General features: G+C 46.6%; 24 protein-coding genes. 11 read left to right on the top strand and 13 right to left on the bottom strand.

Annotation, left to right across the window (positions count from 1 at the left end):
- Window positions 1-143 precede the first annotated feature (143 nt).
- The 4 genes from ACXAH6_RS00420 to ACXAH6_RS00435 form a co-directional block, all read right to left on the bottom strand.
- Complete coding sequence (locus tag ACXAH6_RS00420; RefSeq protein ID WP_474874651.1) at window positions 144-638, bottom strand: LabA-like NYN domain-containing protein; 495 nt, start codon at window positions 636-638, stop codon at window positions 144-146.
- Window positions 639-664: 26 nt separating this feature from the next.
- Window positions 665-799 carry a hypothetical protein gene (locus ACXAH6_RS00425; protein ID WP_474874652.1) on the bottom strand — a complete coding sequence of 45 codons (135 nt, stop codon included), beginning with the start codon at window positions 797-799 and terminating at the stop codon, window positions 665-667.
- Between the two features lie 158 nt (window positions 800-957).
- Window positions 958-2118, bottom strand: coding sequence for an MFS transporter (locus ACXAH6_RS00430; protein WP_474874653.1), 1161 nt, complete (start codon window positions 2116-2118; stop codon window positions 958-960).
- Between the two features lie 17 nt (window positions 2119-2135).
- Window positions 2136-2705 carry a phosphoribosyltransferase gene (locus tag ACXAH6_RS00435; RefSeq protein ID WP_474874654.1) on the bottom strand — a complete coding sequence of 190 codons (570 nt, stop codon included), beginning with the start codon at window positions 2703-2705 and terminating at the stop codon, window positions 2136-2138.
- Between the two features lie 90 nt (window positions 2706-2795).
- Here ACXAH6_RS00435 and ACXAH6_RS00440 point away from each other — a divergent pair, with 90 nt between their 5' ends.
- On the top strand, window positions 2796-3356 hold the full coding sequence (locus ACXAH6_RS00440; protein ID WP_474874655.1) for a phosphoribosyltransferase: 561 nt from the start codon (window positions 2796-2798) through the stop codon (window positions 3354-3356).
- 310 nt (window positions 3357-3666) lie between these two features.
- On the top strand, window positions 3667-4035 hold the full coding sequence (gene hpf, locus ACXAH6_RS00445) for a ribosome hibernation-promoting factor, HPF/YfiA family (protein ID WP_474874656.1): 369 nt from the start codon (window positions 3667-3669) through the stop codon (window positions 4033-4035).
- Window positions 4036-4201: 166 nt separating this feature from the next.
- On the opposite strand, the gene ACXAH6_RS00450 is transcribed toward hpf, so the two are convergent.
- Entirely contained in the window at window positions 4202-5617 is a 1416-nt protein-coding gene (locus tag ACXAH6_RS00450; RefSeq protein ID WP_474874657.1) for an aminotransferase-like domain-containing protein, read from the bottom strand.
- Between the two features lie 143 nt (window positions 5618-5760).
- On the opposite strand from ACXAH6_RS00450, the gene ACXAH6_RS00455 reads away from it, so the two are divergent.
- The gene (locus tag ACXAH6_RS00455) at window positions 5761-5997 is read left to right on the top strand and encodes a hypothetical protein (protein WP_474874658.1); all 237 of its coding nucleotides are present in this window, start codon (window positions 5761-5763) and stop codon (window positions 5995-5997) included.
- Here the strand turns inward: ACXAH6_RS00455 and ACXAH6_RS00460 are convergent.
- The gene (locus ACXAH6_RS00460) at window positions 5983-6618 is read right to left on the bottom strand and encodes a class GN sortase (protein ID WP_474874659.1); all 636 of its coding nucleotides are present in this window, start codon (window positions 6616-6618) and stop codon (window positions 5983-5985) included. The two genes, ACXAH6_RS00455 and ACXAH6_RS00460, sit on opposite strands and share 15 nt — an antisense overlap.
- Entirely contained in the window at window positions 6608-8767 is a 2160-nt protein-coding gene (locus tag ACXAH6_RS00465) for a marine proteobacterial sortase target protein (protein WP_474874660.1), read from the bottom strand. Before ACXAH6_RS00465 ends, ACXAH6_RS00460 begins: the two co-directional genes overlap by 11 nt.
- A gap of 327 nt (window positions 8768-9094) precedes the next feature.
- Here ACXAH6_RS00465 and ACXAH6_RS00470 point away from each other — a divergent pair, with 327 nt between their 5' ends.
- Both ACXAH6_RS00470 and nadS read left to right on the top strand, forming a co-directional pair.
- Window positions 9095-9412 (top strand): type II toxin-antitoxin system RelE/ParE family toxin, encoded by a 318-nt coding sequence (locus ACXAH6_RS00470; protein WP_474874661.1) that lies wholly within the window; start codon window positions 9095-9097, stop codon window positions 9410-9412.
- Entirely contained in the window at window positions 9409-9699 is a 291-nt protein-coding gene (nadS, locus tag ACXAH6_RS00475) for a NadS family protein (protein WP_474874662.1), read from the top strand. Before ACXAH6_RS00470 ends, nadS begins: the two co-directional genes overlap by 4 nt.
- On the opposite strand, the gene nadK is transcribed toward nadS, so the two are convergent.
- The 5 genes from nadK to ACXAH6_RS00500 form a co-directional block, all read right to left on the bottom strand.
- A complete protein-coding gene (gene nadK, locus ACXAH6_RS00480) occupies window positions 9696-10571 on the bottom strand; it encodes an NAD(+) kinase (RefSeq protein WP_474874663.1) in 876 nt (291 codons plus the stop codon). The genes nadS and nadK overlap by 4 nt on opposite strands.
- A 133-nt stretch (window positions 10572-10704) precedes the next feature.
- The gene (locus ACXAH6_RS00485; RefSeq protein ID WP_474874664.1) at window positions 10705-11472 is read right to left on the bottom strand and encodes a 3-hydroxybutyrate dehydrogenase; all 768 of its coding nucleotides are present in this window, start codon (window positions 11470-11472) and stop codon (window positions 10705-10707) included.
- A gap of 9 nt (window positions 11473-11481) precedes the next feature.
- Window positions 11482-12486: an extracellular catalytic domain type 2 short-chain-length polyhydroxyalkanoate depolymerase gene (locus ACXAH6_RS00490; RefSeq protein WP_474874665.1), complete on the bottom strand. Its 1005-nt coding sequence runs from the start codon at window positions 12484-12486 to the stop codon at window positions 11482-11484.
- Window positions 12487-12495: 9 nt separating this feature from the next.
- Entirely contained in the window at window positions 12496-13692 is a 1197-nt protein-coding gene (locus ACXAH6_RS00495; RefSeq protein ID WP_474874666.1) for an E22 family MetX-like putative esterase, read from the bottom strand.
- A 9-nt stretch (window positions 13693-13701) separates the two neighbouring features.
- Window positions 13702-14997: a GntP family permease gene (locus tag ACXAH6_RS00500; protein ID WP_474874667.1), complete on the bottom strand. Its 1296-nt coding sequence runs from the start codon at window positions 14995-14997 to the stop codon at window positions 13702-13704.
- A 186-nt stretch (window positions 14998-15183) separates the two neighbouring features.
- Here ACXAH6_RS00500 and ACXAH6_RS00505 point away from each other — a divergent pair, with 186 nt between their 5' ends.
- A complete protein-coding gene (locus tag ACXAH6_RS00505) occupies window positions 15184-17538 on the top strand; it encodes a TonB-dependent receptor (protein ID WP_474874668.1) in 2355 nt (784 codons plus the stop codon).
- A gap of 250 nt (window positions 17539-17788) precedes the next feature.
- Window positions 17789-18439, top strand: a complete 651-nt coding sequence (locus ACXAH6_RS00510; RefSeq protein WP_474874669.1) for a response regulator — start codon at window positions 17789-17791, stop codon at window positions 18437-18439.
- A 7-nt stretch (window positions 18440-18446) separates the two neighbouring features.
- Here ACXAH6_RS00510 and ACXAH6_RS00515 read toward each other — a convergent pair whose 3' ends face one another.
- Window positions 18447-21830, bottom strand: a complete 3384-nt coding sequence (locus tag ACXAH6_RS00515) for a PAS domain-containing hybrid sensor histidine kinase/response regulator (RefSeq protein WP_474874670.1) — start codon at window positions 21828-21830, stop codon at window positions 18447-18449.
- 187 nt (window positions 21831-22017) lie between these two features.
- On the opposite strand from ACXAH6_RS00515, the gene grpE reads away from it, so the two are divergent.
- The 4 genes from grpE (at window position 22018) to ACXAH6_RS00535 (ending at window position 26692) form a co-directional block, all read left to right on the top strand.
- A complete protein-coding gene (gene grpE, locus ACXAH6_RS00520; protein ID WP_474874671.1) occupies window positions 22018-22641 on the top strand; it encodes a nucleotide exchange factor GrpE in 624 nt (207 codons plus the stop codon).
- A gap of 97 nt (window positions 22642-22738) precedes the next feature.
- A complete protein-coding gene (gene dnaK, locus ACXAH6_RS00525; RefSeq protein WP_474874672.1) occupies window positions 22739-24664 on the top strand; it encodes a molecular chaperone DnaK in 1926 nt (641 codons plus the stop codon).
- 175 nt (window positions 24665-24839) lie between these two features.
- Window positions 24840-25979 carry a molecular chaperone DnaJ gene (gene dnaJ / locus ACXAH6_RS00530; RefSeq protein WP_474874673.1) on the top strand — a complete coding sequence of 380 codons (1140 nt, stop codon included), beginning with the start codon at window positions 24840-24842 and terminating at the stop codon, window positions 25977-25979.
- Between the two features lie 239 nt (window positions 25980-26218).
- A complete protein-coding gene (locus ACXAH6_RS00535; protein WP_474874674.1) occupies window positions 26219-26692 on the top strand; it encodes a c-type cytochrome in 474 nt (157 codons plus the stop codon).
- Window positions 26693-26782: the final 90 nt, after the last annotated feature.

Genomic DNA, 26782 nt, shown 5'->3' on the forward strand with positions numbered 1-26782 from the left:
AGTATTAAAAGTCAACAAAAAATATACAGAGTGATCTCAGCGAAGCGCGGTCATGTATTTTTCGATAGACAGAGTTATTGTTTTTAACTCAGTATTCGTGTGCTTTTGCTCAATGACTTTATTTGTCTATTCAACCGTAGCAACTACTTTCCGAGTAGCAGTGAGTCGTCAATACAATGAAATTCAGCAGCGGCTTGTTTTAGAATATCTGCCGTGAGGTGCTCAGCCCCATATACATCGCACGGTAGCTGATAATTATTCGCCAAATGACCAAGTAGTAGTGCAAAATCACCGTCGCCAGACAGTAAAACCGCTTTATCAAGCTGTTTGGCCTCTTCCAGCATATCAATGGTAATACCTACATCCCAATCGCCTTTCGCACTGCCATCTCGGCGCTGAATAAGGGGTTTTAGTTTTACCTCAAAGCCAATTGCGCGCAGAATATTTTGAAACTGAGATTGTTTTTCGTCGCCACGGTAAATGGCGTAGGCAAAAGCGCAATCAATTTGGTAACGCTCGCTCATCTGAGCCCAAAAGGCATTGTAATCAAAATTTTTCTTGTAGCTTTCTTTGCAGGTGTAATAAATATTTTGTACATCAACAAAGATACCCACTCTTGGTTTATCAACTGCTGGCATAATTCTTCTGATTTAGTGATGAATGCTCACTGTAGCATTTCTGGGGTGGCATTGACGAAAAAGTCACTACTTCTAATGATGTTAAGTGGCGATAAAAAGCTTGGGATAGAAACCACTACATTCCATGAACGATTGTGTTTAGCCAAAATTTCATCGATCATACCGGCAAAAGCCCAGCGACAATCACTTCATGAGAACAAAAGTTGTCGGTAAATCCGGGAGTAAAATTATCCGGCTAAATAATCGCATTCATAATTCATCCTCATTAAAACCTGATATCTGATAGCGGAGAGCCACTTATGTTTTACTCAGTACAAGGCTAGGAGGCTTGATAGGGGATTAATCGTGCGGTCACCAGAACAATGAAAAATAAGACAAAAACGATAGCGAGGGCATACAGTAAACTATAGCTGTGGGCTATCACGCCAATACTGGCTGGCCCTAATAAAACGCCTGAGTATGCCATGGTTGAAACGGCAGGGACGGCGGTACTCTGGCTCATGTCTTGTTGATTAGCAATGGCACTGAACATTACAGGGACCACATTGGCGGCGCCAAGTCCTATGAAAAAATAACCGACAATATTGGCGAGTAAATAGGGGGTGAATAACACAGCTGCCAACCCCAGTGTGGCGACGATAGTGCCAATTGTGACCACTTTCATACCACCAAAATGAGCGACTATGTTGTCACCAGTTAATCTTGCTATTGTCATTGCCACGGAGAACGCGGCAAAACCCATTCCACCGTACGTAATTGCCACACCTCTGTGTTCTGTAAGAAATACGCTACTCCAATCAAGCACACTGCCTTCGGCCAAAAACATGCAAAAGCAGCTCAAGCCAATAAAGAAAACGGCACCTTTGGGCCACGCGAATGCAGGGCCATTTTCTTCGTTGCCGTACGAGAGCATAAACCGTTGATAGTAGATAAAAGCAATGACTACGGGAGCCATCGCGAGGAGTACAGCAATAACTACTGAGAAAATATTCAAACACATTGCCATGACTAGAGCGCCGACGATGCCCCCTAAGCTATAAAACCCGTGAAAGCTAGACATCAATGGTTTTGTATTCGCCTTTTCAACCAAAATGGCCTGAATATTCATGGCGCAGTCAATGGCGCCAATGCAGACACCTGCAATAACAACCACAACGGCAAGTAGCCATAAATTGAGAATAAAAGGCATGCAAGCCACTGTAGCTAGCAAACCAGCGAACCCAATAGTGATAATGTGCTTACAGCCAAATTTTGACGTGAGTGGACCGACTACTGGCATCGCAACCAAAGCACCGGTACCCATGCAAAGTAGAATTGCGCCTAAATCGGCGTCTGAAGCTTGGGTATGTAACTTTAGAAAGGGAATCAGTGTGGCCCACACAGCGGTAATGAATCCAGTGCAGAAAAAGATGCACTTGGTCGCGCGCTGTTCACAGACCCTACTTATACCGACATGATGCGCCGAGCGGTTATTTGCCATTGATTACACGACTTACGTTAGTTTTGGCGTAAAAAAGGCGCTGCGTAAGGTTTGTATTCAGCGATTTCTTCTTCACTCAAGCCTTTTAATTCGTAGGGGAATACCAACCAATCGTTGGTGTTGTGCAAGCAAAAGTCAGGTTTGAGATCGGTGCGGTTATACCCCTCTCGTTGATATAAGGTCGCGACTTTTACTTCACTGGGCATATTGCGTTTGAGTTTGGTGCGCAACCGGTTGATTACGGCATTGATGTTTTGGCCAGAACTAAACACATCGTCCACAATCAATAAGCCATCTTCAACGTTAAGGTTTTCAATTAAATATTGAGTGCCATGCACGCGGATGCGCTCTGGGGTTTCCACCATGTTCTGATAGTCGGGGAGGCCTGGGTAGGACGTTCTTAGCGCAATGTGGTCGGTTTCTACGCCCAAGGTTTGCAAGCATTCTTGCACGTATATACCAACGGCACTACCACCGCGCCACAAGCCAACGATAAAGTTGGGTCGAAAGCCGCTTTCAAATATTTGTACACCCAAACGAAATGAGTCTTCAATAATTTGTTGTTCCTGCAAAAATCGCTTATTCAATCTGCTGCTCCCATGTGACACTTTGCTCCTACGTCGGTATCATAGCATCCGACAGCTTAGTCGGGTAATACCTTTCTCAGAGGAAACGAAATGAAAAGTAAAACATATTTGAGTGCGCAGGGACTGTTGGAAGACTCTTTCCGTTTAGCTGAGAAAGTATATGAATCGGGATTTAAGCCCACCTTCATCATTGCTGTATGGCGAGGTGGCGCGCCCATTGGTATCGCCGTGCAAGAGTACCTCGCGTTTCACGGTATCGAGACCGATAATATTGCCATTCGCACCTCGTCTTATCAGGGGATCGACAAGCAATCCAAAGATGTGAAAGTGCATGGTTTAAATTATTTGGTGAAGAATATTCAACATCATGATCGTTTGCTTATCGTGGACGATGTATTTGACAGTGGCCGGTCTATTGAAGCCATTATCGATAAACTTACAGACCTTGCTCGTTTAAACACGCCTGAAGATATTCGTGTGGCAGTGCCGTATTACAAACCTGAGCGCAATCAAACCAACCGAGTGCCTGATTATTTTCTTCATGAAACCCAAGCGTGGCTCAAGTACCCACATTCGCTAGAAGGGTTGAGCAAAGAAGAAATTGCAGAAAACCGTCCAGAACTCTATGAGATTATGAAAAAGCACTTGTAGATTTTAGAAGGGCGAAGGGGGAAAATAGACTGGTTGAAGGATGACCAAATGGTCAGAAAAGTTGGGGGTGAGCCCTGAGTTATCTCCCCAGCATACGCCCCTAATTTTGAGAATGGAAGGCTTTCCGGTGCGAAAAGTGCCACAAATCAACTTTCTTTTTTTCTTCGCTAAAAAGGGCTTGTAAACGCGATAGGAATCCTGATATCAAGTAATGGAGGCAAAGAAATTTACCCTCCACAAGAAAGCGAGTGACCGCGCTGTAACGCGCAACTTCACTTCTACAATTAAGTTTCAGGAATAAGGAAAACTTATGAGAATTAGACTTTCTGGCCATCACGTCGAAATCAGCGATGCAGTAAAACAACACGTCTCTGAAAAAATCGATAAACTCGTTAATCGCTTCCCTAGCTTAATCTCTACCGACGTGGTTATTATCAAAGAACACGGAGAATTTATTGTCGATATTGCGACTCACTACGAAGGGCGCAGTGTGGCAGCAAAAGGTACGAATAAAGTCATGTACCCCGCTATTGCACAGGCAGTGAAAAAACTCGAAACCGTACTCGCTCACCGCAAAGGGCAATTACGTCAGGATTTACATCAAAAGCCAGTGCTTGTTTCGCCAGTTGACACGACTGAAGGCGTAGACGTTTTTGATGAGTACGACGAAGCGGTATAAGTCGCTCGCTTGGTAAACTAAACACAACCAATGGAAACCCGCCGATGAGCGGGTTTTCTGCTTTTAACCGCCTGCAAATTGTTAGCAAATGTGTGTTGTCGCCGCTTCAACCGTGGCCACTAACTCCAACAATGGCCACTAACTCCAACAATGGCAGTTGATATTACTACGCACTGTTTTCACGCTTGATGGCGTTGTTAATCAGCGCCACCAATTTAACGAGTTTGTTTTGTCTTGCAGGGGTAAGCTCAAACGACGCATTGAGGCGAATACAATGAGAAAATTCGCCCTGTAAGCAAAACAATTTCCCCGGTGCCAAGCTCAGGTTGAAGCGTAATACTTGTTGATAAATAGGCATTGTGTCGACATGGCGAGGGAGCGTGAGCCATAAAAAATAGCCGCCTTGGTTGGCATCAATCGTTACCTGTTTATCCATGTGTTCGCTCAGAAACGCGCGCATGCTTGCCTTTCTTTGTTTTAGTGTTTTTCGCAGTGATTTTAGGTGCTGCTCGTAGTTTTTAGTAGAGAGATAGTCCACGAGGGCGTGTTGTATTGGCGCACTAGTGGCAAGCGTGCTCATGAGCTGTTGTTTTTGCAATGCTTCTGCGTGTTTTCCTGCCGCTACCCAACCGATGCGATAACCCGCAATGAGTGATTTAGAAAACGAAGAACACAATAACCCATTACTGTTGTTGAGATAGTGTTTAATAGGCAATGAGGACTGTTGTCCTTCATACAGTTCTGCATACACGTCATCTTCGATAAGCGGCACCGCGTACTTTTCCAATAGTTGTGCAATTCGCTGCTTTTTCTCATCGTTCAAACTGTATCCCATGGGATTTTGACAATGAGACATCAACCAACACGCTTTAATTCGCTCAGTTTGTAACGCACGTTCCAGCGCCGTAAGATCCACTCCTTCTGTGGGTGAAGCCTCAACCGTTACCGCTTTTAACCCCAGTCTTTCCAGTGCCTGCATTGCACCATAAAAAGTGGGAGATTCAATAATCACGCTATCACCTGGAGACGTACACACTTGCAGACTTAAATTAAGCGCTTCCAATGCGCCTGCGGTGATCACAATTTCATCGGGTGATATCAACACGCCTTTGGCGGCGTAACGTTTAGCAATCAGTTTTCTCAATGCAAGGTTGCCGGGGGGCAGGTTGTCAAAGGCACTGGCTGAAGATAAGTCTCGTGCCGTTCTCGCGAGGGCCTTGCTCAGGTGATGTTTGGGGTAAAGCGAGGGATCTGGATAAGCAAAGCCCAAACTAAACATGTGAGGATCACGTGATGCTTGCAGCACGTCGTAAATAAAATCGTTAACGCTAACCGATTCATTGTGTTGTACTTTGCTTGTTGATGTCGGTTTGGTTGGTGCACTTACTTTATAACCCGAACGGTCAACCGATCGAATCAACCCTTGGCTTTCCAGCAATTGATAGGCGTTTAACACTGTCATCAAGCTCATTCCCGAATGAGCAGATTGCTTTCTCAATGACGGTAGTTTTTCATTCTCCACCCAAACGCCATTTTGAATTTGCACTTTGATTTGTTCGGCAAGTATTTCGTATTTTGTCACAGGTTCGATCGAATGAGTATGATGTGTAAACTATAACAGTTGTAGTTTTAAACTGTTATAGTTTTTCAGTGGTCAACTGTGTCTGTTAGGTAAAGTGAAACAGAGTGATAATCCCCAATGACGAATTAGTATTGGGGCCTAAAATGATGAAACCGTTTATCTTCCTGTTGTTACTTTGCTTCGTAGCGCCTTCTTATGCATCGGAAGCCACCACCATTGGCATTATCGGTACCGTGTTTTTTGTTGTGGTGTTATTGGTGGGTTACGCTGTTTTGGTGTTGGGAACGGGCGACACTGCCAAATCTGACGAGTCTTCCGCTAGTCCGGCTAACACCCAAAAGCACCATGCAACTCAGCCACCGTCTTCAAAATCGCGTTAACGGTAACGGCAGTAAATAGCCCAGTTCAGTCGTTTCAACTGGGGTTGCTACAACAACCAGCCGCTCAGGTGGGTTGGGCAACATACTGTCTACAGGGTAACAGGTGATTAACTGCACTTGATTTTGTTCAGGGGCAATCAGCCATTCATCTTTGCGTGTGTCGACGATGTGGCGGGATGTCACTTTATAACGCATCCAGCGCCCAGCCATGCCGCGAATATCAAACGTTTGGCCAATACCCAATGTATTGAGAAACGAGAAGTGCGTGTCTCTGTGGGCACTGAACACTTTTGTGCCTGATTCATCGGGCAGGGCCGTACCGTCAATGTGCCCAGGCCCAAAGGCGAGACTAGTGCCATGACTACCAGCCAGCGCATAAACTCGCACATTTTGATTTGGGAAGTAAAGCTCAGCGACGGGCCAGTTGTCTGCCCAACGCCAAGGTTTAACCGGCTGGTGGGTTTGCAGCGACTCTTGCCATGCCGTTGCGATCAAATGCTGAGCCAGCACAGCTTTGGCGCTGATATAAGCGCTATTGCCCCAAAGCAATGTGGCAAGGCATAACAAAATTGCGCTTGAGGCCCATTTCAAAGTCCCTTTCAAAGGGCGTTTATTTATCACGAAGTAGGCCTTGTATAAAAACGAATGCGCCAAAGCACACTAACCCGAGCCAGAATGTGAGCGTTGAGTTGGTTGCCGTTTGTGGCATTGCCAGAGCTTGCCTTGCTTGAAGCACTTGGCCTTTGGCTAATTGGTTGGCCACAGTGTCTAGCTTTAATTTTGCATCGCTGGGGCGAACAATGGCTTTGTCTACCGCCACAAATGATGTAAATCGACTTAATAAATGATGACGCAGTGCAACGGGAAGTACTTGTTCTTCCACTTCTTCTTTACTTAACAGACCGCGATGCCCCGCATCTTCAATAGCGGCAATCTTATCCCGCGCCCATAAGCTCCCAATACCTTGGCTTTTCGCAGCATTTGGCGCTGTCACTTTCTTAAGCCAGTGGTTTGAAGTGGTTACGCCAGCACTTTCTCCGGCTACTTTTAATTCTTCTGGCGGTGAGGTGAGTTTAGCAATGGCCACAAGGGGCTCGTCAGCATACAGGTCGCCGATACGCTGGGGGTACACTTCTGCATCGCTCGGCCAATTGACAATCAGGTTTTTTGCTACCGCGCTATCAAGTTTGGTAAATAGGCGTCGCATGTGTTGCTGTACTTCATTGGCATCGGCAATGTACTCATACGTACCGCGCCCAAATTGAGCGGCTTTTTTCATAAACCAGGTATTGGGGGCCGTGCCAATGCCAACGGTGAACAGGCGCGCATCACCTGCTTGTTGCTCAATACGTTGAAACAATGCTGATTCATTACCCACGGCACCATCTGTGATAAACACCACTTGAGCGAGGTGTTGGCTATTCGCCGTTTGCAGAAAAGCCGCATCCAAGGCGTTTTGCATTTCCGTGCCACCGTCCGCTTGTAACTGCGCAATCCAGTGCGTAGCAGTGGCAATGTTTTGCTCATCAGCAATTTGGGGGCGAGCAAACAGTAAAGAGTAATCACTGTTAAATTCGATAATGTTGAAGTTATCGGCAGGCGTAAGTTGGTTTAATGCATAGGTTAAACTGGCTTTTGCTTGTTCAATGGCAGTGCCTTGCATAGAGCCTGAGGTATCGATAATAAAGAGTAGGTCTCGATTTAAATGGGTTTGTTTATTTGCTTCGGGCGGTAACACCATGAGTAGGGTGAAGTAATCGTTGTCGATACGTTGCTGAAATATGGCCGCTTGAGGTTTTTGTGATAACACGGGTTGCCAGCGCAAAACAAAATCCCGATCCATTTCTTCTGGTTGTTGAAAGGTAATGTGATATTGCTCGTTGCTTTCGTTATTGCCTTGCTTATCACTTTGCCTCTCTATACGAATATCGTGGTAAAGCGACGATACATCAGCAAAGGTTAAACCGCCCGTGTGCAAGTTGATATTCATCGAAATAGGGTTGTGGGCAAGGTGACTGATGGGCGGCGATATTGCGCTAGCATCCTCTCGTTGTGCCGGTGTTAATGCCCATCCGGAGGCATGCACCTCAATGTTTTCTTGCCCATAATTTTGTGGCGGTAGTGCTGAAATACCGGGAATAAAACGCGGCGTTAGGGTAGTGGGGAGTCGCCAAGTAAATTCACTGTGTCGGTACTCCGCTTTGTCGGTAAAGGCAATTGTCACGATAAGGGTTTGATGGGGAGCTATATTGGCAATGCGCTGAGTAAACAAATTAGGCCGCTGTTGTTCCGTGAGTGCAGCTTGTTTACCCGCTTTCAAAGCGTGTTGGTAAATCTCTTTGGCTTTTTTTTTAGGGTGAATCTCACCCACAATAATGCGATTGCCAAGGTGTATTTCCATGTGGTGAATGGCAGCACTTTCAGGCAGCGGGAAGGTATAAATGCCCTCCACCCACTCATCACTGTCATTGCGAAACTCTTGCTGGTATTGCACGTTAACCACTAACCCCGATATGTCGGCATCGACTTGGGTTGCTACATGAGTGGCTTGCTGAGTACGAATGTTTGACGGCGTAAGAGTTTGCCCTTCGCGTTGGAAAACTAATTGTCCAGCGTGATTATCGGCCATTTCTTGGCTATTCGCTTTCACTGCCACCAAGGTAAAAAAGCCAATAATCAAAAGTAAAATAATGCTGCCTACCCAGCGGTGAGCTTTGCGTTTGGGTTGTGGTTCTAATAATAAATGTTTTGGAATGCGGCGAGTTTTCATTGTAGTTGCCAAGAGTGTGGAATAAGGATTATTCCACCAATGAAATCTGGCAATAATTTGTATCAGGTATGGTAATTACGAGGTCAATTCGGGCGAATTATTACCAATAGTGGCTAAGTGGTTGTATCACCGTTGGCCCTGTTGGTGGAGCACACAACGGTTCTCTTAGGCAGTGTCATTGATTTGATTTTAGTAATAGTCTCATCACATTGATAGATTTGAGCATACTAGGCGATACTTTGGATAAACAATATGACGAAGAGTCGTCGATATTGAGAGCCTGGTAATACTCGACAGAATACGCCATTGACGTATAATGAGGTTTGCATGGTAATTGTAGAAACCCCGATATTCACCAAGCTCATTACTGAAATGATGAGTGATGATGAATACAAGGGGTTACAAGAAGCCTTGGTCAATCGGCCGGATATGGGCAGCGTGATTAAACACAGCGGCGGCCTGCGTAAACTGCGTTGGGCGTTAGAGGGACGAGGAAAAAGCGGCGGTGTGCGGGTTATCTATTACTGGATGAGCGCCGATGAGCAGTTGTTTATGGTTTATGTTTATCCCAAAAATACTCAGGAGAGTTTAACCGATGCGCAGCTCAAGGCTTTGCGCACTGTTGTGGAAAGGTGGTCACTATGAAAGATGATATGTTCAATGAACTATTAGTTAGTGTTGAGCAGGCTGACGATATTATACAAGGCAAGGCTCAAGCTACGCGAGTTACTGAGTTTGCCGAACCTGAAGTGAAAGCCATTCGAGCTAAGACTGGCCTAAGTCAGAGTCGCTTTGCTGGTGTGATGGGGGTCAGTAAGCGCACGCTTGAAAACTGGGAGCAGGGGCGACGTCATCCTACGGGGCCAGCTCGGGCGTTACTTAAAATCGTGGATGCCGATCCAGAATACGCTTTAAAAGCCCTGAATAGCTAGTAAAGCTTGCTGCCCCAATTCAACTTATTCCGCAATACGTTGAAATAATTGTAATCTTTTGGATGCACCATGGTGAGCTTGTTGGCATTTTTGTGCACGCGGATCTCATCGCCCGGTAGCACAGGTAAAACAATGTGGCTGTCACAACTGATTTGTAAGTTGTCGGTATTATTGCCCGATACGCGCATGGATATTTTGCTGTTAGCATCTACAACAATTGGGCGGCTGCTCAAGGTATGGGGGAACATAGGCACTAGGGTTAGGGCATCTAAATGAGGCATGAGAATAGGGCCGCCACCCGATAAAGAATAAGCGGTTGAGCCGGTGGGCGTTGCCACAATCAGACCATCGGAGCGTTGGCTGAATACAAAGGCATCGTCGATATACACTTCAAATTCCATCATGTGCGCCACTTTTGCGTGGTGCAATACAATCTCATTCACGGCGGCATTGCTGCTCTTTAAAATCTCGTGGCGATACACAGACACTTCTAGCAAAAAACGTTGTTCTACGGTGCAATGACCATCAAAAATCAGGTCCATTTGCTGAACGATATCGTCGGGGTGAATATCGGTGAGAAAGCCAAGGTTGCCTCGGTTAACACCGACTACATGAATGTCGAAGCGAGAGAGAACTCGTGCCGCACCCAGCATATTACCGTCGCCGCCGACTACGATGGCAAGGTCAGCAATTTTACCAATGGTGACAAGATCACTCAGGGTGTAGTTATCGCTATCCATTTCCTGGGCAACAGACCCTTCAACCAAAATCGTACAGCCTTTGGCGTGCAGGTATTCGGCAAGTATGTTTAAGCTCTCGTGCGCACCTTCGTGCGCGGCTTTGCCGATGAGTCCAACCGTTTTGTATTGCATGCACTTGTCTTCCCATTAAAAACAGGCTTACTGATGAGGGTTTATCAATAAGCCTGTGGGCGACATTAGCACATTTAAAATATTAAAAGAAAGCGTTGATAGCTTTCTTCCAATGGTGTTTTGAAATGCTGGATTAGCGAGAGGTCCAGCCGCCATCCAAGATCATAGTTTGGCCGGTAATGTTTCGCGCACTGCTACTGATCAAGAAAGCAGCGGTGTCGGCGAGTTCTTCCAAACTGATAAATGATTTTTTCGGCATGGGTTCTAACATGATTTTGTTGATCACGTCTTCTTCAGAAATCCCATTTTCTGCGGCTTGAGCAGCAATTTGCTTTTCAACCAACGGCGTTTTGACATATGCCGGACACAAGGTATTCACGGTTACATCGCAATCTCCAGTTTCAAGAGCTAGGGTTTTTGCAAAGCCTAATAAGCCGTGTTTTGCTGCCACGTAAGCCGATTTATAAGGCGAGGCCACTACTGAGTGAATAGAGCCTACATTAATAATCCGGCCAAAGTTATTCGCTCGCATATGAGGCAAAAAGGCTTGGCTAAGTAATGCTGGGCCGACCAACATAATGTTGATTAGTAACTGCCACTTCTCTGCTGGGAAGTCTTCTAGTTTCGACACGTGCTGTATACCGGCGTTGTTCACTAGCACGTCGACAGGCGTATCTTTGAGTTTTTCAGGTAACTGGGCAATTTGTGCCGCATCACATACGTCCACTTGGATGGCCGAAGCACTTAAGCCTTTTTCATTTAAACTCGCTGCTGCGGACTCGGCAGCATCAAGATTGATATCTGCCAAAATCACATGATGACCATGGCCTGCAAGCGATTCGGCAATGCCCAAACCAATGCCACTTGCACCACCGGTAATAAAAATATTGTATTGACTCATTGTCGCCTCCTAATTTGCCAAACTTTTCACAATCGCCTCAACGGCTTGAATTTGTGGGCCTTGTTTGGTGGCATAATCTGCCCCCGTATAGCCCCACCAGTCCCAACACCCTTGTGGGTTTAACGGCATAAAGAGGGATTTTTTCGTTTGTGGATAAACCACCACAATTTGGTTGTCATCAGCCCATTCATTCAAGCCTGTTTGCTCAACATAGGCTTTACCTACGGCGCCAGCATATTGGTTACAGCCGTGAAAACTCACGTGTACTTTACAGGCTGTACCCTCGCTGTTTTCAGCGCCTTTTTTACATGACGCTGGAATATAAGCATAGCCGGTTTCTCCCATGGTGGCGGCATTTGTGCCCGCTAATGCTTGTTGATTAAAGCTCACGACTTCACCTGACAAACTATCATCTGGCTTGTTTAAACTACCGAGTAAATATTGAAGCAAGTCACCCGCAGCGTCATACTCGCAGTTGCCAATGTAGGGTGTCTCTGACGTTGTACAATTTCCACTACCTTTGTTTGTAGGGAAGACGTGGGCAAAAGGCTGAGTGTTCAGATAGGTTAGGTTGTCTTTGTCTACCCAGCCTTGGTATTGCTGATAGAGCGCGTTGTTAACATCACTGATAACGCGTACGTCTTTGGTGCCGTGCAATAGCCATACTCGGCTGCTTTTTAAATTCGACAGGGCGTCTATTTTGCCCGCTTTTGACCAAGCTTCGGCTTGTTTTGTTAATTCTGTTAGTGGAATAGGAGACTCAAACTTGTTCACACAACGCCCAAGAGCGGTAGTAATATCACCCTGTGCACAAAAATAAGGGCCGGCAGCGAGTATGGCTGCGCCAGATACCCATTCACTGCGGGCGATGTGAAATTGGTTCGCCATGTAGCCGCCCGATGACAAGCCAGAAACAGTGATGTGTTCAATATCTACATTCACAGGTGGGATGGCGGCAGTCGCAGTAGCAGTAAACACAGCGCTCACTAACATCGATGACAAAGATAATTTCATGGTTGCGTCCTATTCGTTTAAAAAGCGGCGAAGCGTATCGGCTTGTTCAGCAATATCCAGTACCCCTTCAAGGTGACCTAATCCGCCTTGCAGTTCCACATATTCACTGTGTTTACCCATATCAGCTAATGATTGATGGGCAGCTTGTGCTCCGTAGGGCATGAGTATGAGATCATTTTTCGCTGGAATAAACAACGTCTTGGCTTTTATGTTGAGTAGGCCATCGTTTAATGACCCTTTATGACCGGCAACAAAGAGTTGGCAGGCTCTTACCAAATACAACAAATGATTGGCATCCATGCTATTGGCTCGTGATGCAGCACGTTTGTATAGCCAATCAACAATACTGTGGTTGGCTAAAATACTGTGCAAAGGCGCTTCTTCAACGCTTTGGTAATGCAATTGCTGACCCTGTTTATTAAAAAACTCGGGGTGTAATGCTTGTTGCGTTACTACCATCAAGGCTGAAATCAATCCAGCCGTAGGTGGTTCGCTGTCGTAATAGTTCCCTTTTTGCCAATGGCTATCTAGCTTAATGGGCATGGCCCATTGCTCTAATGCTGCGGTTGTCCATGCATCGCTTTGCCCTGTGCCTATCACTGATACCATGCGCTCTACCCAAGTAGGGTAAGCTGCAGCCCAATCAATCGCCTGCATGGAGCCCATAGAAGGGCCAATTACGGCGTGGAGTTTGCGAATACCCAAACTTTCCAGCACGGCTTTTTGTACATTTACAAAGTCGCGAATTGTCACCACTGGAAAAGTGAGACCATAAGGTTTGCCGGTTTCAGGGTTAATCGAGGCTGGGCCGGTTGTGATCACGTTCGGCGCATTGGCGTTGAGGTTAGCTAGGGTGTCGACACTGATCACAAAGTATTTGTTGGTATCAATGGCTTTACCTGGGCCAATGATGGCATCCCAGTAACCCACTTGTTGATCATCTGGGTGGTATTTACCCGCGGCGTGTGATGTACCTGAAAAGTAATGGGTGATTAAGATCACATTGTCTTTGTTGTCGTTTAACTCGCCGTAACTTTCCCAACCCACGCTAACATGTTTGATGGCTTCACCACCAAAGGTAGTGAAGTTATCAATGTTAAAAACCTGCTTTTGTGTAATCAAAGGTGTGGCGCACGTGCTCGATGCAAGGAGCATCAAGCACACGGTTATCACCCATTGATTCATCCGCTTGGCTGCTTTGTTCATGCAAAATCCTTAGGCAAAGCTAAATAGTGTGATCGCAATGGCTAATCCTATCATCGGCGTTACGGCCGTAAGTGCAGCCATAGGCCAATAGGCATCTTTGTGTGTTTCATGACAAATAGCCCGAATGGTGGTGACCACATAGCCGTTGTGAGGCAATGTGTCTAACGCACCAGATGATATAGATACAATACGATGAAGTTGCTCGGGTTGTACACCTTGGTCAATATAGTGTTGCCCCACCAAGGGTAAAACAATGGCTTGTCCACCGGAGGCAGATCCGGTTAACCCTGCAATCACGCTCACTGCAACAGCCGCACCAATCAGCTCATTACCGGGTAAGTGAGTCATTACCTCTACGGTCATTTGAAAAGCCTCAGTCGACTTGGCAATGGCGCCAAAACCCACAACGGCTGCCGTGTTACCAATTGCAATTAACGCGCCTGTCGTGCCTAAATTAATCGCATTGCTGAGGTTTGAAAAATACTGGAAGTTGATTGCCATCAAAGACAATACGCCGCCCGCCAGTGCCACGATGAGTGCTAGATGGCCAAGGGCATCGTGGAGTAAGAAAGACAATACTAGCACCACAACCAACGGGAATAGTCCGCTCAACGGGTGAGGGTAATCTCGTTCTTTCAATTCAGGATCGGCGGCGCGCGCTTCAAATACTTCGCCATTTGCTACGGCTTTGGTGATCATGCGTTTGAGCCACCAATAGCCGAAACACGCCATAAAAATGGCCACGACTAGGCTCACTTCCCACGCTGCAAACGGGGAAGTTCCCAAGTACTTAATCGGGATCCAGTTTTGGATTTCGGGTGAGCCTGCCGAGGTCATCGTAAAGGTCACCGAGCCAAAAGCTAACGTGGCTGGAATAAAGCGCCGCGGTAAATTCGCATCTTTAAACAAGCTCACTGCCATGGGGTAAACCGAAAAGGCGACCACAAACAAACTCACCCCGCCGTAGGTGAGAATGGCACAAGCGAGTACAACAGCAAAAACCGCGTGCTTTTGCCCGAGCTTGCCTACTATCCAGCGTGCAACGGAATCCGCAGCACCTGTGTCTTCCATGAATTTACCGAATATTGCGCCGAGTAAAAACATAAAAAACCATGAGGCGATAAAGCCTGTGAAGCCACTCATATATACGCTAACAAAGTTGCCGTCGCCGACAAAAACGGGAATGCCATTGCACAATGCAACCAGCAGCGCACAGAGTGGGGCGGCGATGAATAAGTTCATGCCGCGTATGGTTAACACTATCAGTAGTGCCAGGCCTACAACCAAGCCTATTAAACTCAACATAATGATTTCCTTGCTAAAAACCTGTGACCGCAGATCTCTAGAGGTGAGCAGATTGTGGCTGGCAATCAGTAATTTGCCCATAGTACGATGGTACTACAGACCTGAAAGAGGAAGTTGCCTACAGTATTTATCGACCGCAGCCTTTAGTCAGTGAACAACGATAAATCAGCGATAGGGACACATATCATGAAACAACAAATCACGACGCCTCAGGCCTTACACACTCAGTACAGCTTTAGCAAAACCTTGTGCGCCGCAGCCGTAGCCATGGCTTGTGTGGGTTTACCTGCTCATGCACAAGACGCCGACACGACAGAAAATAAACGCGGAACACTCGAACGCATCGAAGTAACCGCACGTAAAACCGTTGAAACCTTGCAAGAAGTGCCTGTTTCCATCACGTCGGTGGGGTCGGTTGAACTTGCTGAAAAGGGCATCAGTGTACTGACTGAGATTCAGCAGTTTTCGCCTAACACCACCTTACAAACCAGCCGAGGCACTAACTCTACACTGACCGCGTTTATTCGCGGTGTGGGCCAACAAGATCCATTGTGGGGCTATGAGCCAGGCGTGGGGATTTACGTAGACGATGTTTATATCGCTCGCCCTCAAGGCGCGGTGTTAGACCTGCTCGACGTGCAACGTATTGAAGTACTTCGCGGGCCTCAAGGCACGCTTTACGGTAAAAACACCATTGGTGGAGCGGTGAAATATGTTACCAAGGAAATGTCGGGTGATATGCAGTTTAACCTCGAAGGTACGGTGGGCAGCTACAGTCAACGTGACGTTAAAACTACCGGCCAAATTCCGCTGATTGACGATACCGTTTATCTCGGGTTTGGCTATGCCAACCTGAACCGTGATGGCTTTGGTGAGTATTTGGTTTCAGCACTAGATGGCCAAGATAAAGAGAACTACAACAAAGATTTATGGGCGGCACGCCTTACGTTAGAAGTGCACCCTACCGAGGATTTATTCTTCCGCATTGGCTGGGATAAAACCGAAGATACCTCGAATGCGAAAGGGGGCTATCGATTGCTTCCCAGTTTGTTAACCGATGCGCCCGTGCCTGATTCCAAATACGATTCCTACACCAGTATGCCAACATGGAATAAAGTGGAAATTGAAGGGTACAACTGGCTAGTACGTTACAACCTCACTGACAACATGGAGTTGAAGTATGTGGGGTCTCACCGCGAGAGTTACTCTCCGACTAACATCGACTTTGATAACACGCCTCTGGATATTTTTGATGTACCAGCCGAGTACGATGACAGCAATGATACCCATGAAATTCAAGCGAATTACAGCGGCACTGACTTCTCTCTTGTCAGTGGTGTGTACTTATACGACGGTGAGTCGTGTGGTAATTTCGACGCTATTTTAGGCGTATACGGCCGTTCTTTGGGCTTACCGGGTTTAACTCGTGAAGTCACAGGCTGTAACAACAGTGAAAGCTGGGCCGTGTACACGCAGTTAAATTATGATTTCAGTGAAAAGCTGTCTATGTCTGTCGGCGCGCGATACACCGACGAAGAAAAGTCAGCCTACGTAAACAATGGCTTGGTATACGCGAATACTTACCCGTCTACAGGTTGGGTTGACGGTTATGTGCGCCCTGATGGTCAGTTAGTGCCACAAGTATTGGGTGTAGATTCAGACGGCGATGGCACATTAGATGCGCCGAAAGTAGAAAGCTGGTCGCGCTTCACGCCTCGTTTGGGTCTTGAGTACCAATACTCTGACGACATCATGTTGTTTGCTAGTTACTCGCAAGGCTTTAAATCAGGTACGTTTAACCCGCGTGCAACCATCAACGAACCGGCAGTTAATCCAGAGATTGTTGATTCTTACGAACTAGGGATGAAAGCCGACTGGACAGATTCTTTGCGTACTAACGTGACCTTGTTCTCACTTGATCACAAAGATCGTCAGTACATTTCTGTGCTTGCCGGCGCGAGTGCCACCGACTTACAGCAAATTTTGGGTAACGTAGGTGAGTCGAACGCACAGGGTATTGAAGCTGAAATTACTTACGCCGCTTCTGAATACCTGACTTTTGATTTGGCATTGGGGTATATCGATGCTGAGTTTGAAACCGTGATTGAAGAGACCGAATCAGGCTCGGTGAATATTGCTGACCGATTCTCAATTTCCAACACGCCAGAATACACCGCAAACTTTGCGGCGAACTATTTGATTGAGTCGTCAGTGGGTGATTTTGTAGTGAACGCAAGTTACTACTACCGCGACGATTACTCGTTGTTTGAGCAAGATAACCTGCTTAATCAAGACGGCTACGGTATCGTGAATGTGAGTGTGACTTGGCAGAGCGATGACGGCAGTTGGTATGCAGGCCTTCATGGTAAAAACCTAACCGATGAAGAATACTTAGTGGGTGGATATCAGTTTGTTACGCCTGATCCAACTGACCCATCTGATACCTCTAAGTATCAACCTGGCCTAGGCGGTGACAACACGTTAATCGGTTATTACGGCGATCCTCGTACCATTCACTTAACAGTGGGCTACCGCTTCTAAACAATTTCCCGTGTTCTCTTTCAAGCGCCGACACTGAAAAGTTTAGGCGCTTTTTTTTCGTCAACAACCGCATTTGTTCCTCCCACTATTTTTATTCGTCAATAGACTGACGATCCAACACAATTTATTCCATCTGCTACGCTTAAAACTGATGTTTTGCCTGATTATTTCCTCAAAAAAGGTTGGGTGGGTGTTAATAATTGGTTAATATGTTTTTGGTTTGTTTACAACGTTGAGAATGGATTACCACATGAACACCAAAGTCTTGATTGTCGATGACCATCCGCTCTTTCGAGCCGCGATGAAGCAAGCCTTGGTAGATTTAGTCGGCGACGGGATTCTTGAGGCGGATTCAGTGCAAAGTGCAGCTTCAATACTCGATACTGAGATAGACGTTGAGTGTGTGTTTCTCGATTTAAATATGCCGGGCAATCAAGGTTTGGTTGGGTTACAAACTCTGCGTAGCCAGTACCCTGATGTGCTGGTGGTAATTGTTTCAGCCGATGAAGATCCAGCAATGATCAGTAAAGCAATGGGTTTGGGGGCCAGTGGCTATATTCCCAAATCAACGCCTTTAGAAACCATTGCCGATGCGGTTGAAGAGGTGTTGGAAGGCGAGACTTGGCTACCTGAATACATGATTGAAGCGATCAACAAAGCGAAGCAATTAGAACAGCCTGATTTTGCCGAACGCCTTAACCAGCTCACCCCTCATCAATTCAAAGTGCTACAACTCATGGCCGATGGTTTGTTGAACAAGCAAATTGCTTACGAACTGGATATTTCTGAATCCACCGTTAAACAACACGTGTCAGCCGTACTCAAAAAGTTACAGGTGATCAACCGCACCAAAGCGGGCGTGCTCTTTAAACAGATGATGGGCGCTGAGGAAGTAGCCTAAGCACCGTTTATTGATTAAATTTGATTTTTTGCTTCAACAAGCGTTTCAATGCAGCCGGTTTGAGTGGTTTGGGCAAGTAGTGTAAATCGGCTTCTGCCGCTTCATCGCGAATGGAGTCACTGCGATTGGCGGTGTTGAGAATACCAGGCACCGATTGCTGCCAGTATTCACGTAAGGCTTTGGCCGTTTCTGTGCCCGTTTCACCGTGGTCGAGATGATAATCGACAATAATAAGATCGGGAGGTGTGGCGCATTGCTGCTTTGCATTCTCTAGGTTATTGGCGCTAAGAACTCTGGCACCCCAATCTTGCAATAGAGCCACCATAGCCGCAGTAATTTGCGCATCATTTTCTACTAATAAAGCCGTGCGATGTGCCAGCAACGCGGATGTCGGCGTTGGGTTGTGGGCAGACGTAGATTCCGTTGATGATTGACCACGGGTAACGCGAGGGAGGATGACCCGAAACTGCGTGCCTTTTCCTACTTCAGATTGCAATTGCACAGGGTGATCGAGTAAGTGACTCATACGCTCAACAATGGTGAGCCCAAGCCCTAACCCTTGGTTGTTGTGCTTAGATTCCAATTGATGAAACTCATTAAATATTTCGTGCTGTTGGTGTTTGGGGATACCCGGCCCAGTATCGAGTACACAAATACTGATTTGCTGGCTGGGTAATCGCCTTACTCCCACCAGTACAGCACCTGATTCGGTGTATCGAATAGCATTAGATAACAAGTTTTGTACAATGCGTCGCAACAGCTTTTTATCGGTTTGTACCCATACGTTGCTAGCTTGGTAACGCAATGTCAGTGACTTTTGTTCGCAGATAACTGCGAACTCTTGAATCAAAGGAGCGAGCACAGCATCAACAGCTACTTCTTCTCGCTGTGGGGTCAATACTCCGGAGTCGAGTTTGGTCATGTCTAACAACATGCCGAGTAGGCTCTCAGCACTGTGAAGGGAGTTCACTAACCCTTCAGTCATTGGACGCAAATCAGGCTGCGTAACTTTGTTTGCAAGCATAGCGGCAAAAAGCGTTGCAGCGTTAAAAGGCTGCATTAAATCATGGCCGGCAGCAGCGAGAAATTTAGTTTTACTTTCATTCGCCTTGTCAGCTTCTAGCTTGGCTTGTTGCAACTGTTCAGTGCGCTTCGCCACCCGTTGTTCGAGTTTGGTTTTGGCTTCACTGAGTTGCTCTTGAATTGCAATATATTCGGTAATATCTGTGTAGGTGGTCACATAGCCGCCGCCGGGTAAAGGACTCCCGTTTAGTTCGATTACACGGCCATCGCGCTGCTTTCTAACGTGTTTGTATCTGCTGCCTTGCTTAATGTAGGTAATACGCTTTTCTATTTCAGCGTTGATGGTGTCGGCATTATGGTCAACATCGCCTAACAATCCCCGTTCAGCGTTGTACTGAAGTAAGGTGTGAATGGGCAACCCCACTTTAATAAAACCCGGTGGATAATTAAATTGGGTGAGATAGCGTTCATTCCAAGCGAGCATGGTCAGGTTTTGGTCTACTACGCTGATACCTTGCTCAATATTTTGTACAGAAGACTGTAACACTTCGTGATTGAATTGAAACGACTGCGAGGCTTCTTCCACCCATTCAACCAGTTCGGGTAAGGTGTCTTGCTTGGTATCGGCAATGGCGGTAAGTAAGATACGTGCACTCGGAGAGCCCACCTGGGTCGTCAGTAACTTTTCAACACGAGTTAGTAGGTTTTGGCTGGCAAAGCCAGAAGAGTTTTCTGGTAGTTTTGTCGACAGTTGATTGATTAACGCTTGATGAACAGCAGGTTCAAGTACTCGTTGAGTTAAATGAAGTAAGTCTTTTACCCTCACAACCAGCTCGGGTTTTGTTTCCTGTGTAGTCGGGATGTGTTGCGTCGCCTCATTTGACGACGGTAGCACAAGTGCCACGATCACGTAGACCACACAGTTTACCGTTAAGCTGAACATGTAACCTAGGCCCAATTCAGTGTCGGTCGGAACGGGGTTAAAGTAATAGCTCGACATAATACTGGGGTAAAGTAACAGCATGACCCAACAGAGAAAGCCTGCAAGTAGGGCCAATTGTGCAGCTGCTTTACTACGTCGCCGCCAATATAAGCCAAACATCATTGTGGGCAGGGCTTGTGAAAGTAGGGCAATGGCAATAATTCCACTCTTAACCAAAGGTGCGGTTTGGCTCACATTTAGGTGATACCAATACGCCACACTCAACACCACCAATACCGTGAGTCGACGGATAGTTAAAATGCGCTCGGGTTGCATGGAGTGAGTTGGGTCGGCCTTGAGTTTTATTTTTAACCACAGTGGTGTGATCACGTTGTTGGCGATCATGATCCCTAGCGCTAATGTTGCCACAATCACCATGCTGGTAGTGGCCGACAGCCCCCCAATAAAAGCCATTACTGAAACCGGAATATTGCCCACCGATAAGGGCAGCGCAAGCACGTAAGCCTCAGCATTCACATAGGACGTGTCGAGTAACAAAGCCCCGGCTAACGCAATGGGTAATAAAAACAGACTCATGCCCAGTAGATAGAGTGGAAATAACCAGCGTGCTGTACGCAGTTCACTCTCGCCATTGAGTTCAATAAAGTTCATATGAAACTGGCGCGGTAATACAAACATGGAACATATGCCTAACAGGATGTGTGTGATGTACACAATCACGCCGCTGTCTGCGTACAAAATTGTGCGGCCTTGCTCTGACATGCCTGCTTTGGCAATCAAATCATATATACCGTCAAACAGGCTGTAACAGACAAACAAGCCAACAGCGACTAGCCCCACCAATTTAATAATGGATTCGAAGGCGATGGTGAGTAGTAAGCCTGGGTGTTTATCGGTGAGGTTAAGTGTGCGGGTACCAAATAAAATAGCAAACAGGGCCATTAGCGCAGCCACATACAAACCCACTGTACTGGAACTGTCCTCGCTGGTGGGCGTGATCAAATTAATACTGTCGGTAATGGCATCGAGTTGCAACGCGATATAAGGCACTACGCCGACAAAGCACAACAAGGTGATCAGGGCTGCTAACAAGTGTGATTGTTTGTACTTGAGGGCGATAAAGTCTGCTAGTGAGCTGATATTGTGTTGTTGGCATAGTCGGCTAATACGCAAAATGACGGGGTAGGCGAAGAGCATCACAAATGCAATGCCCACATAAGTAGGAAATAGTGCCCAGCCGTATTCAGCGGCCTGTGCTGTGGTGCCGAAAAAAGCCCAAGAGGTACAGTGTACGCCGAGTCCTAGACTGTACAAAACTGGGTGCTGTTGGTTATCGCGTAGGCGTTTGTCGCCCCAAAATGCAATAAGGAACAAAATTCCCAGATAAATAACGACGATTGTTCCCACCGTCCATATGCTTAGCATTTTCTCGATATCTCTTTAAAAACACAGGTTTACCCTAGCATAAAAAGACAAAAACACGTACAGCACCTTGGTACTATGGCAATGAGTCCATAAAAAAATTGTGGATACACTTGAAGGCGCACAAACAAACCCCATAAATAGCCTCATTGGAAAATTTGCTATGTAAAAATCACAGGTGGAGGTAGGCATGAGCGAAGAGCGCGACATGCAGACAGAAGAACAACAGCAAGCTGCTGAAGTTGTAGAAGATCAGGCTCAGCAGGTTGAAGAAGTAGAAGTTATCGAAGCAGGTAGCGAAGACGAAGCACAAGCACGCATCGCCGAGCTTGAAGCTGCGCTTCTCGCCTCTAATGCCAAAGTTAAAGAGCAACAAGAATCTGTGTTGCGCGCACGTGCTGATATGGAAAACGCACGCCGCCGTGCAGATGCTGAAGTAGAAAAGGCGAGAAAGTTTGCCCTTGAACGCTTCGCGAACGAGTTGTTGCCCGTGATCGATAACCTCGAGCGCGCTATTCAAATGAGCGACGCTGAAAACGATCAGGTGAAGCCGTTGTTGGAAGGCGTAGAAATGACGCTAAAAACTTTCAATAGCGCTATTGAAAAATTCGGAATGAAGGCCATTGATCCGCAGGGCGACGCCTTTAATCCTGAATTGCATCAGGCAATGTCGATGCAAGAAAGTGCAGAAATGGAACCGAATACCGTAATGGCAGTGATGCAAAAAGGTTACGAGTTAAACGGTCGTTTGTTGCGTCCGGCTATGGTCATGGTTTCTCGCGCGCCAGAAAGCGGCGTAGATACACAAGCATAAGTCATTTTTTTTGGAAAATTTTTGCTGACACTATTGAAAATCAAGGGCTATAACCCCACTAAAAGTGCAGCATTAACAGAATTTTTGGAGACACGTAATGGGTAAAATCATTGGTATCGATTTAGGTACAACGAATTCATGTGTCGCAGTTTTGGACGGCGACAAAGCACGCGTTATCGAAAACGCAGAGGGTGATCGTACCACCCCTTCAATCATCGCCTACACAAACGACGGTGAGACCCTAGTAGGTCAGCCGGCAAAACGTCAGGCTGTGACTAACCCAACTAATACATTATTCGCAATCAAGCGTCTTATCGGCCGTCGCTTTGAAGACAAAGAAGTACAACGTGATATTGACATCATGCCGTACAAAATTGTTAAAGCTGACAACGGTGATGCGTGGGTAGAAGCAAAAGGCGACAAAATGGCGCCTCCGCAAATTTCTGCTGAAGTACTCAAGAAAATGAAGAAGACAGCAGAAGACTACCTTGGCGAAGAAGTGACTGGCGCAGTAATTACTGTTCCTGCTTACTTTAACGACTCTCAACGTCAAGCAACAAAAGACGCTGGCCGTATCGCTGGTCTAGAAGTTAAGCGTATTATCAACGAGCCGACAGCGGCGGCGTTGGCATACGGTATGGACAAAAAGCAAGGCGACAACGTTGTTGCAGTTTATGACCTTGGTGGTGGTACATTCGATATCTCTATCATCGAAATTGACGAAGTTGACGGCGAGCACACCTTCGAAGTATTGGCAACCAACGGTGATACTCACCTTGGTGGTGAAGACTTCGATAACCGCATGATCAACTACCTTGTTGACGAGTTCAAAAAAGACCAAGGTATCGACTTGCGCAAAGATCCGCTAGCGATGCAGCGTTTGAAAGAAGCGGGTGAAAAGGCAAAAATTGAGTTGTCTTCTGCACAACAAACAGAAGTAAACTTGCCTTACATCACTGCTGACGCTACTGGTCCTAAGCACTTGGCAATCAAAGTGACTCGCGCGAAGCTTGAGTCTTTGGTTGAAGATATGGTTAAAAACTCTCTTGAGCCTGTTAAACAAGCTCTTGCTGACGCAGACCTATCAGTAAGCGACATCAACGACATCATTCTTGTTGGTGGTCAAACTCGTATGCCTTTGGTTCAGAAATACGTAACTGAATTCTTCGGCAAAGAGCCACGTAAAGACGTTAACCCTGATGAAGCGGTTGCTGTAGGTGCTGCGATTCAAGGTGGTGTACTTGCTGGTGAAGTAAAAGACGTACTACTACTTGACGTTACACCGCTATCTCTTGGTATCGAGACCATGGGCGGCGTGATGACAGTGTTGATTGAGAAGAACACGACGATTCCAACGAAGAAGTCGCAAACCTTCTCTACTGCTGAAGACAACCAGTCTGCGGTAACAGTACACGTACTTCAAGGTGAGCGTAAGCAAGCACAAGGCAACAAGTCGCTTGGTCAGTTCAACCTAGAAGGTATTCGTCCTGCTCAACGCGGTGTACCGCAAATCGAAGTAACCTTCGATATCGATGCTGACGGTATCTTACACGTGTCTGCGAAAGATAAAGACACTGGTAAAGAGCAGAAGATCACCATTCAAGCGTCTTCTGGCTTGAGTGATGAAGAAGTCGAAAAAATGGTAGCGGACGCGGAAGCGAACAAAGACGCAGACAAGAAGTTCGAAGAACTGATTCAAGCGCGCAACCAAGCTGACGGCATGATTCACGCAACACGCAAGCAACTTGAAGAAGTTGGTGACGCGTTGAGTGCAGACGATAAAGCACCAATTGAAGCTGCGGTTTCTGCTCTTGAAACAGCAAGCAAAGGCGAAGACAAAGCGGAAATCGAAGCGAAGACGCAAGAACTCATTCAAGCATCTTCTAAGTTGATGGAAGCGGCACAAGCACAACAAGCTGCGGCTGGTGGTGCTGATGCAGGTGCTGAACAAGCAAATGCTAAGCCTGAAGATGACGTTGTTGATGCTGAATTTGAAGAAGTTAAAGACGACGACAAAAAGTAATCTGCGATGAGATAAACCACTTGCTGTAAAGTGAGTGGTGTTCGCAGAAACACTCAGGCGCAGCAGGCTAGCTTGTTGCGCCTTTGTTGTGTTAACAGAGACACAAATTTAAAGGTGTGATTAAATACTGAGTATTGATGACATCTGGTAACGATGGGTAGGAATAAGTAGCGATATGTCAAAACGAGACTACTACGAAGTGCTTGGGGTAGAGAAAAGCGCCAGCGAACGCGATATTAAAAAAGCGTACAAAAAGATGGCGATGAAGTATCACCCCGACCGCACCCAGGGCGACAAAGCCCTAGAGGAAAAATTTAAAGAGATTCAGGAAGCGTACGAAATACTGACCGACTCTCAAAAGCGCGCGGCATACGACCAGTATGGTCACGCTGGCGTTGATCCTAATCGTGGTGGGGGCGGCGGCTTCGGCGGCGGCGCTGATTTCGGCGATATTTTCGGTGACGTATTCGGCGATATTTTTGGCGGTGGCCGTGGTGGCCGTCAATCTCGCGCTCGTCAAGGTTCAGATCTGCGCTACAACTTGGAAATGACCCTTGAAGAAGCGGTTCGTGGAAAAGAAGTAGAAATTCGCGTGCCAACCTTGGTGGAATGTGATTCTTGTCACGGTTCCGGCGCGAAGAAAGGCTCGTCTCCCACAACGTGCCCAACCTGTCATGGTAATGGTCAGGTTCAAATGCGTCAGGGTTTCTTTGCCGTACAGCAAACATGCCCAACCTGTTCGGGTAAAGGGAAGATCATTAGTGATCCTTGTACCTCTTGCCGAGGCCAAGGCCGTACAGAAGATACCAAAACGCTTTCTGTTAAAATTCCAGCGGGTGTGGATACTGGCGACCGTATCCGACTTTCTGGAGAAGGTGAAGCTGGTGAAAACGGCGCTCCTGCGGGCGACTTGTATGTTCAGGTTCACGTACGTGAGCACGATATCTTCACTCGTGACGGTAATAACCTTTACTGTGAAGTACCACTGAGCTTTACTACAGCAGCCCTTGGTGGCGAGCTACAAGTGCCAACACTTGAAGGCAAAGTGAAGCTTAAAGTGAGCCCTGAAACACAAACAGGCCGTATGTTCCGCTTGCGTGGTAAAGGCGTGAAGTCGGTACGCAGCGGTAGTGTTGGTGATTTGTTGTGTAAGGTTGTGGTGGAAACGCCAGTTAACTTATCAGCGCGTCAGAAAGAGCTGCTCAAAGAGTTGGATGACTCAATGGGTAAAGGTACTGACGCGGCGAAACATCGCCCTAAAGAACAAGGTTTCTTTGACGGCGTGAAGAAGTTTTTTGACGACTTTACCAATTAAGCTCTATGCTTGAATGACGAGAGAACCGTCAAATAAAAATAAACCATTAAGCCCTCCTCTTGGAGGGCTTATCGTATCTGCACTTGTATCCTCAATGTATATCACCCACTATTATTAAGGTTAAATTCAAGTTGCAGTTTTTACTTAAGTTTATAAATTAGATAATTAAATACACTCAAAAACAGGCAAATTCGCGGTAACGATCGGTTACTGACTGAATCAAACGGAGACAAGACCCAATGAAAAAATTAATGCTAACGGGCATCAGCGCAATGGCAGGGGTAATGGCACTATCAGGTGTGGCCATTGCTGAGCCAGCTTCATCGCAAAAGCATGCAGAAGCTGCCGTGACCTATCGAGAAGCAGTATTTCAATTGATTCGCAGTAATATGGCGCCTTTAGGTGGAATGGCAAAAGGCGCACTACCGATGGACGAAGCGGTACTCATGACTAACGGTATGCGTTTAGAGCAGCTTGCGAATATGTTGGGTGATTATATGGCTGTTGATACCCGAGAGTTTGACGTACACACCGAAGCCAAAGACGCGGTGTGGGAAAACCCCGAAGACTTCGCTAACAAAATTGAAGCGCTTCGCAGTGCCGCGGTAGCTTTGCAAGCAACCGTAGAAGCGGGCGATGAAAGTACATATCGAGCCGCCATTGGGAAAGTGGGAGCCAGCTGTAAATCTTGCCACGATTCATACAAAGACTAATTCATCGTTTTGCTTTTAGTTGTTGGGGCAACCTCGAAGAGTAACGCACATCTTTTCGCGTTATTTACTTGGGTTGCCTTTAGCAAAAAC

This window comes from Alteromonas sp. ABE4_545 (assembly GCF_056161325.1).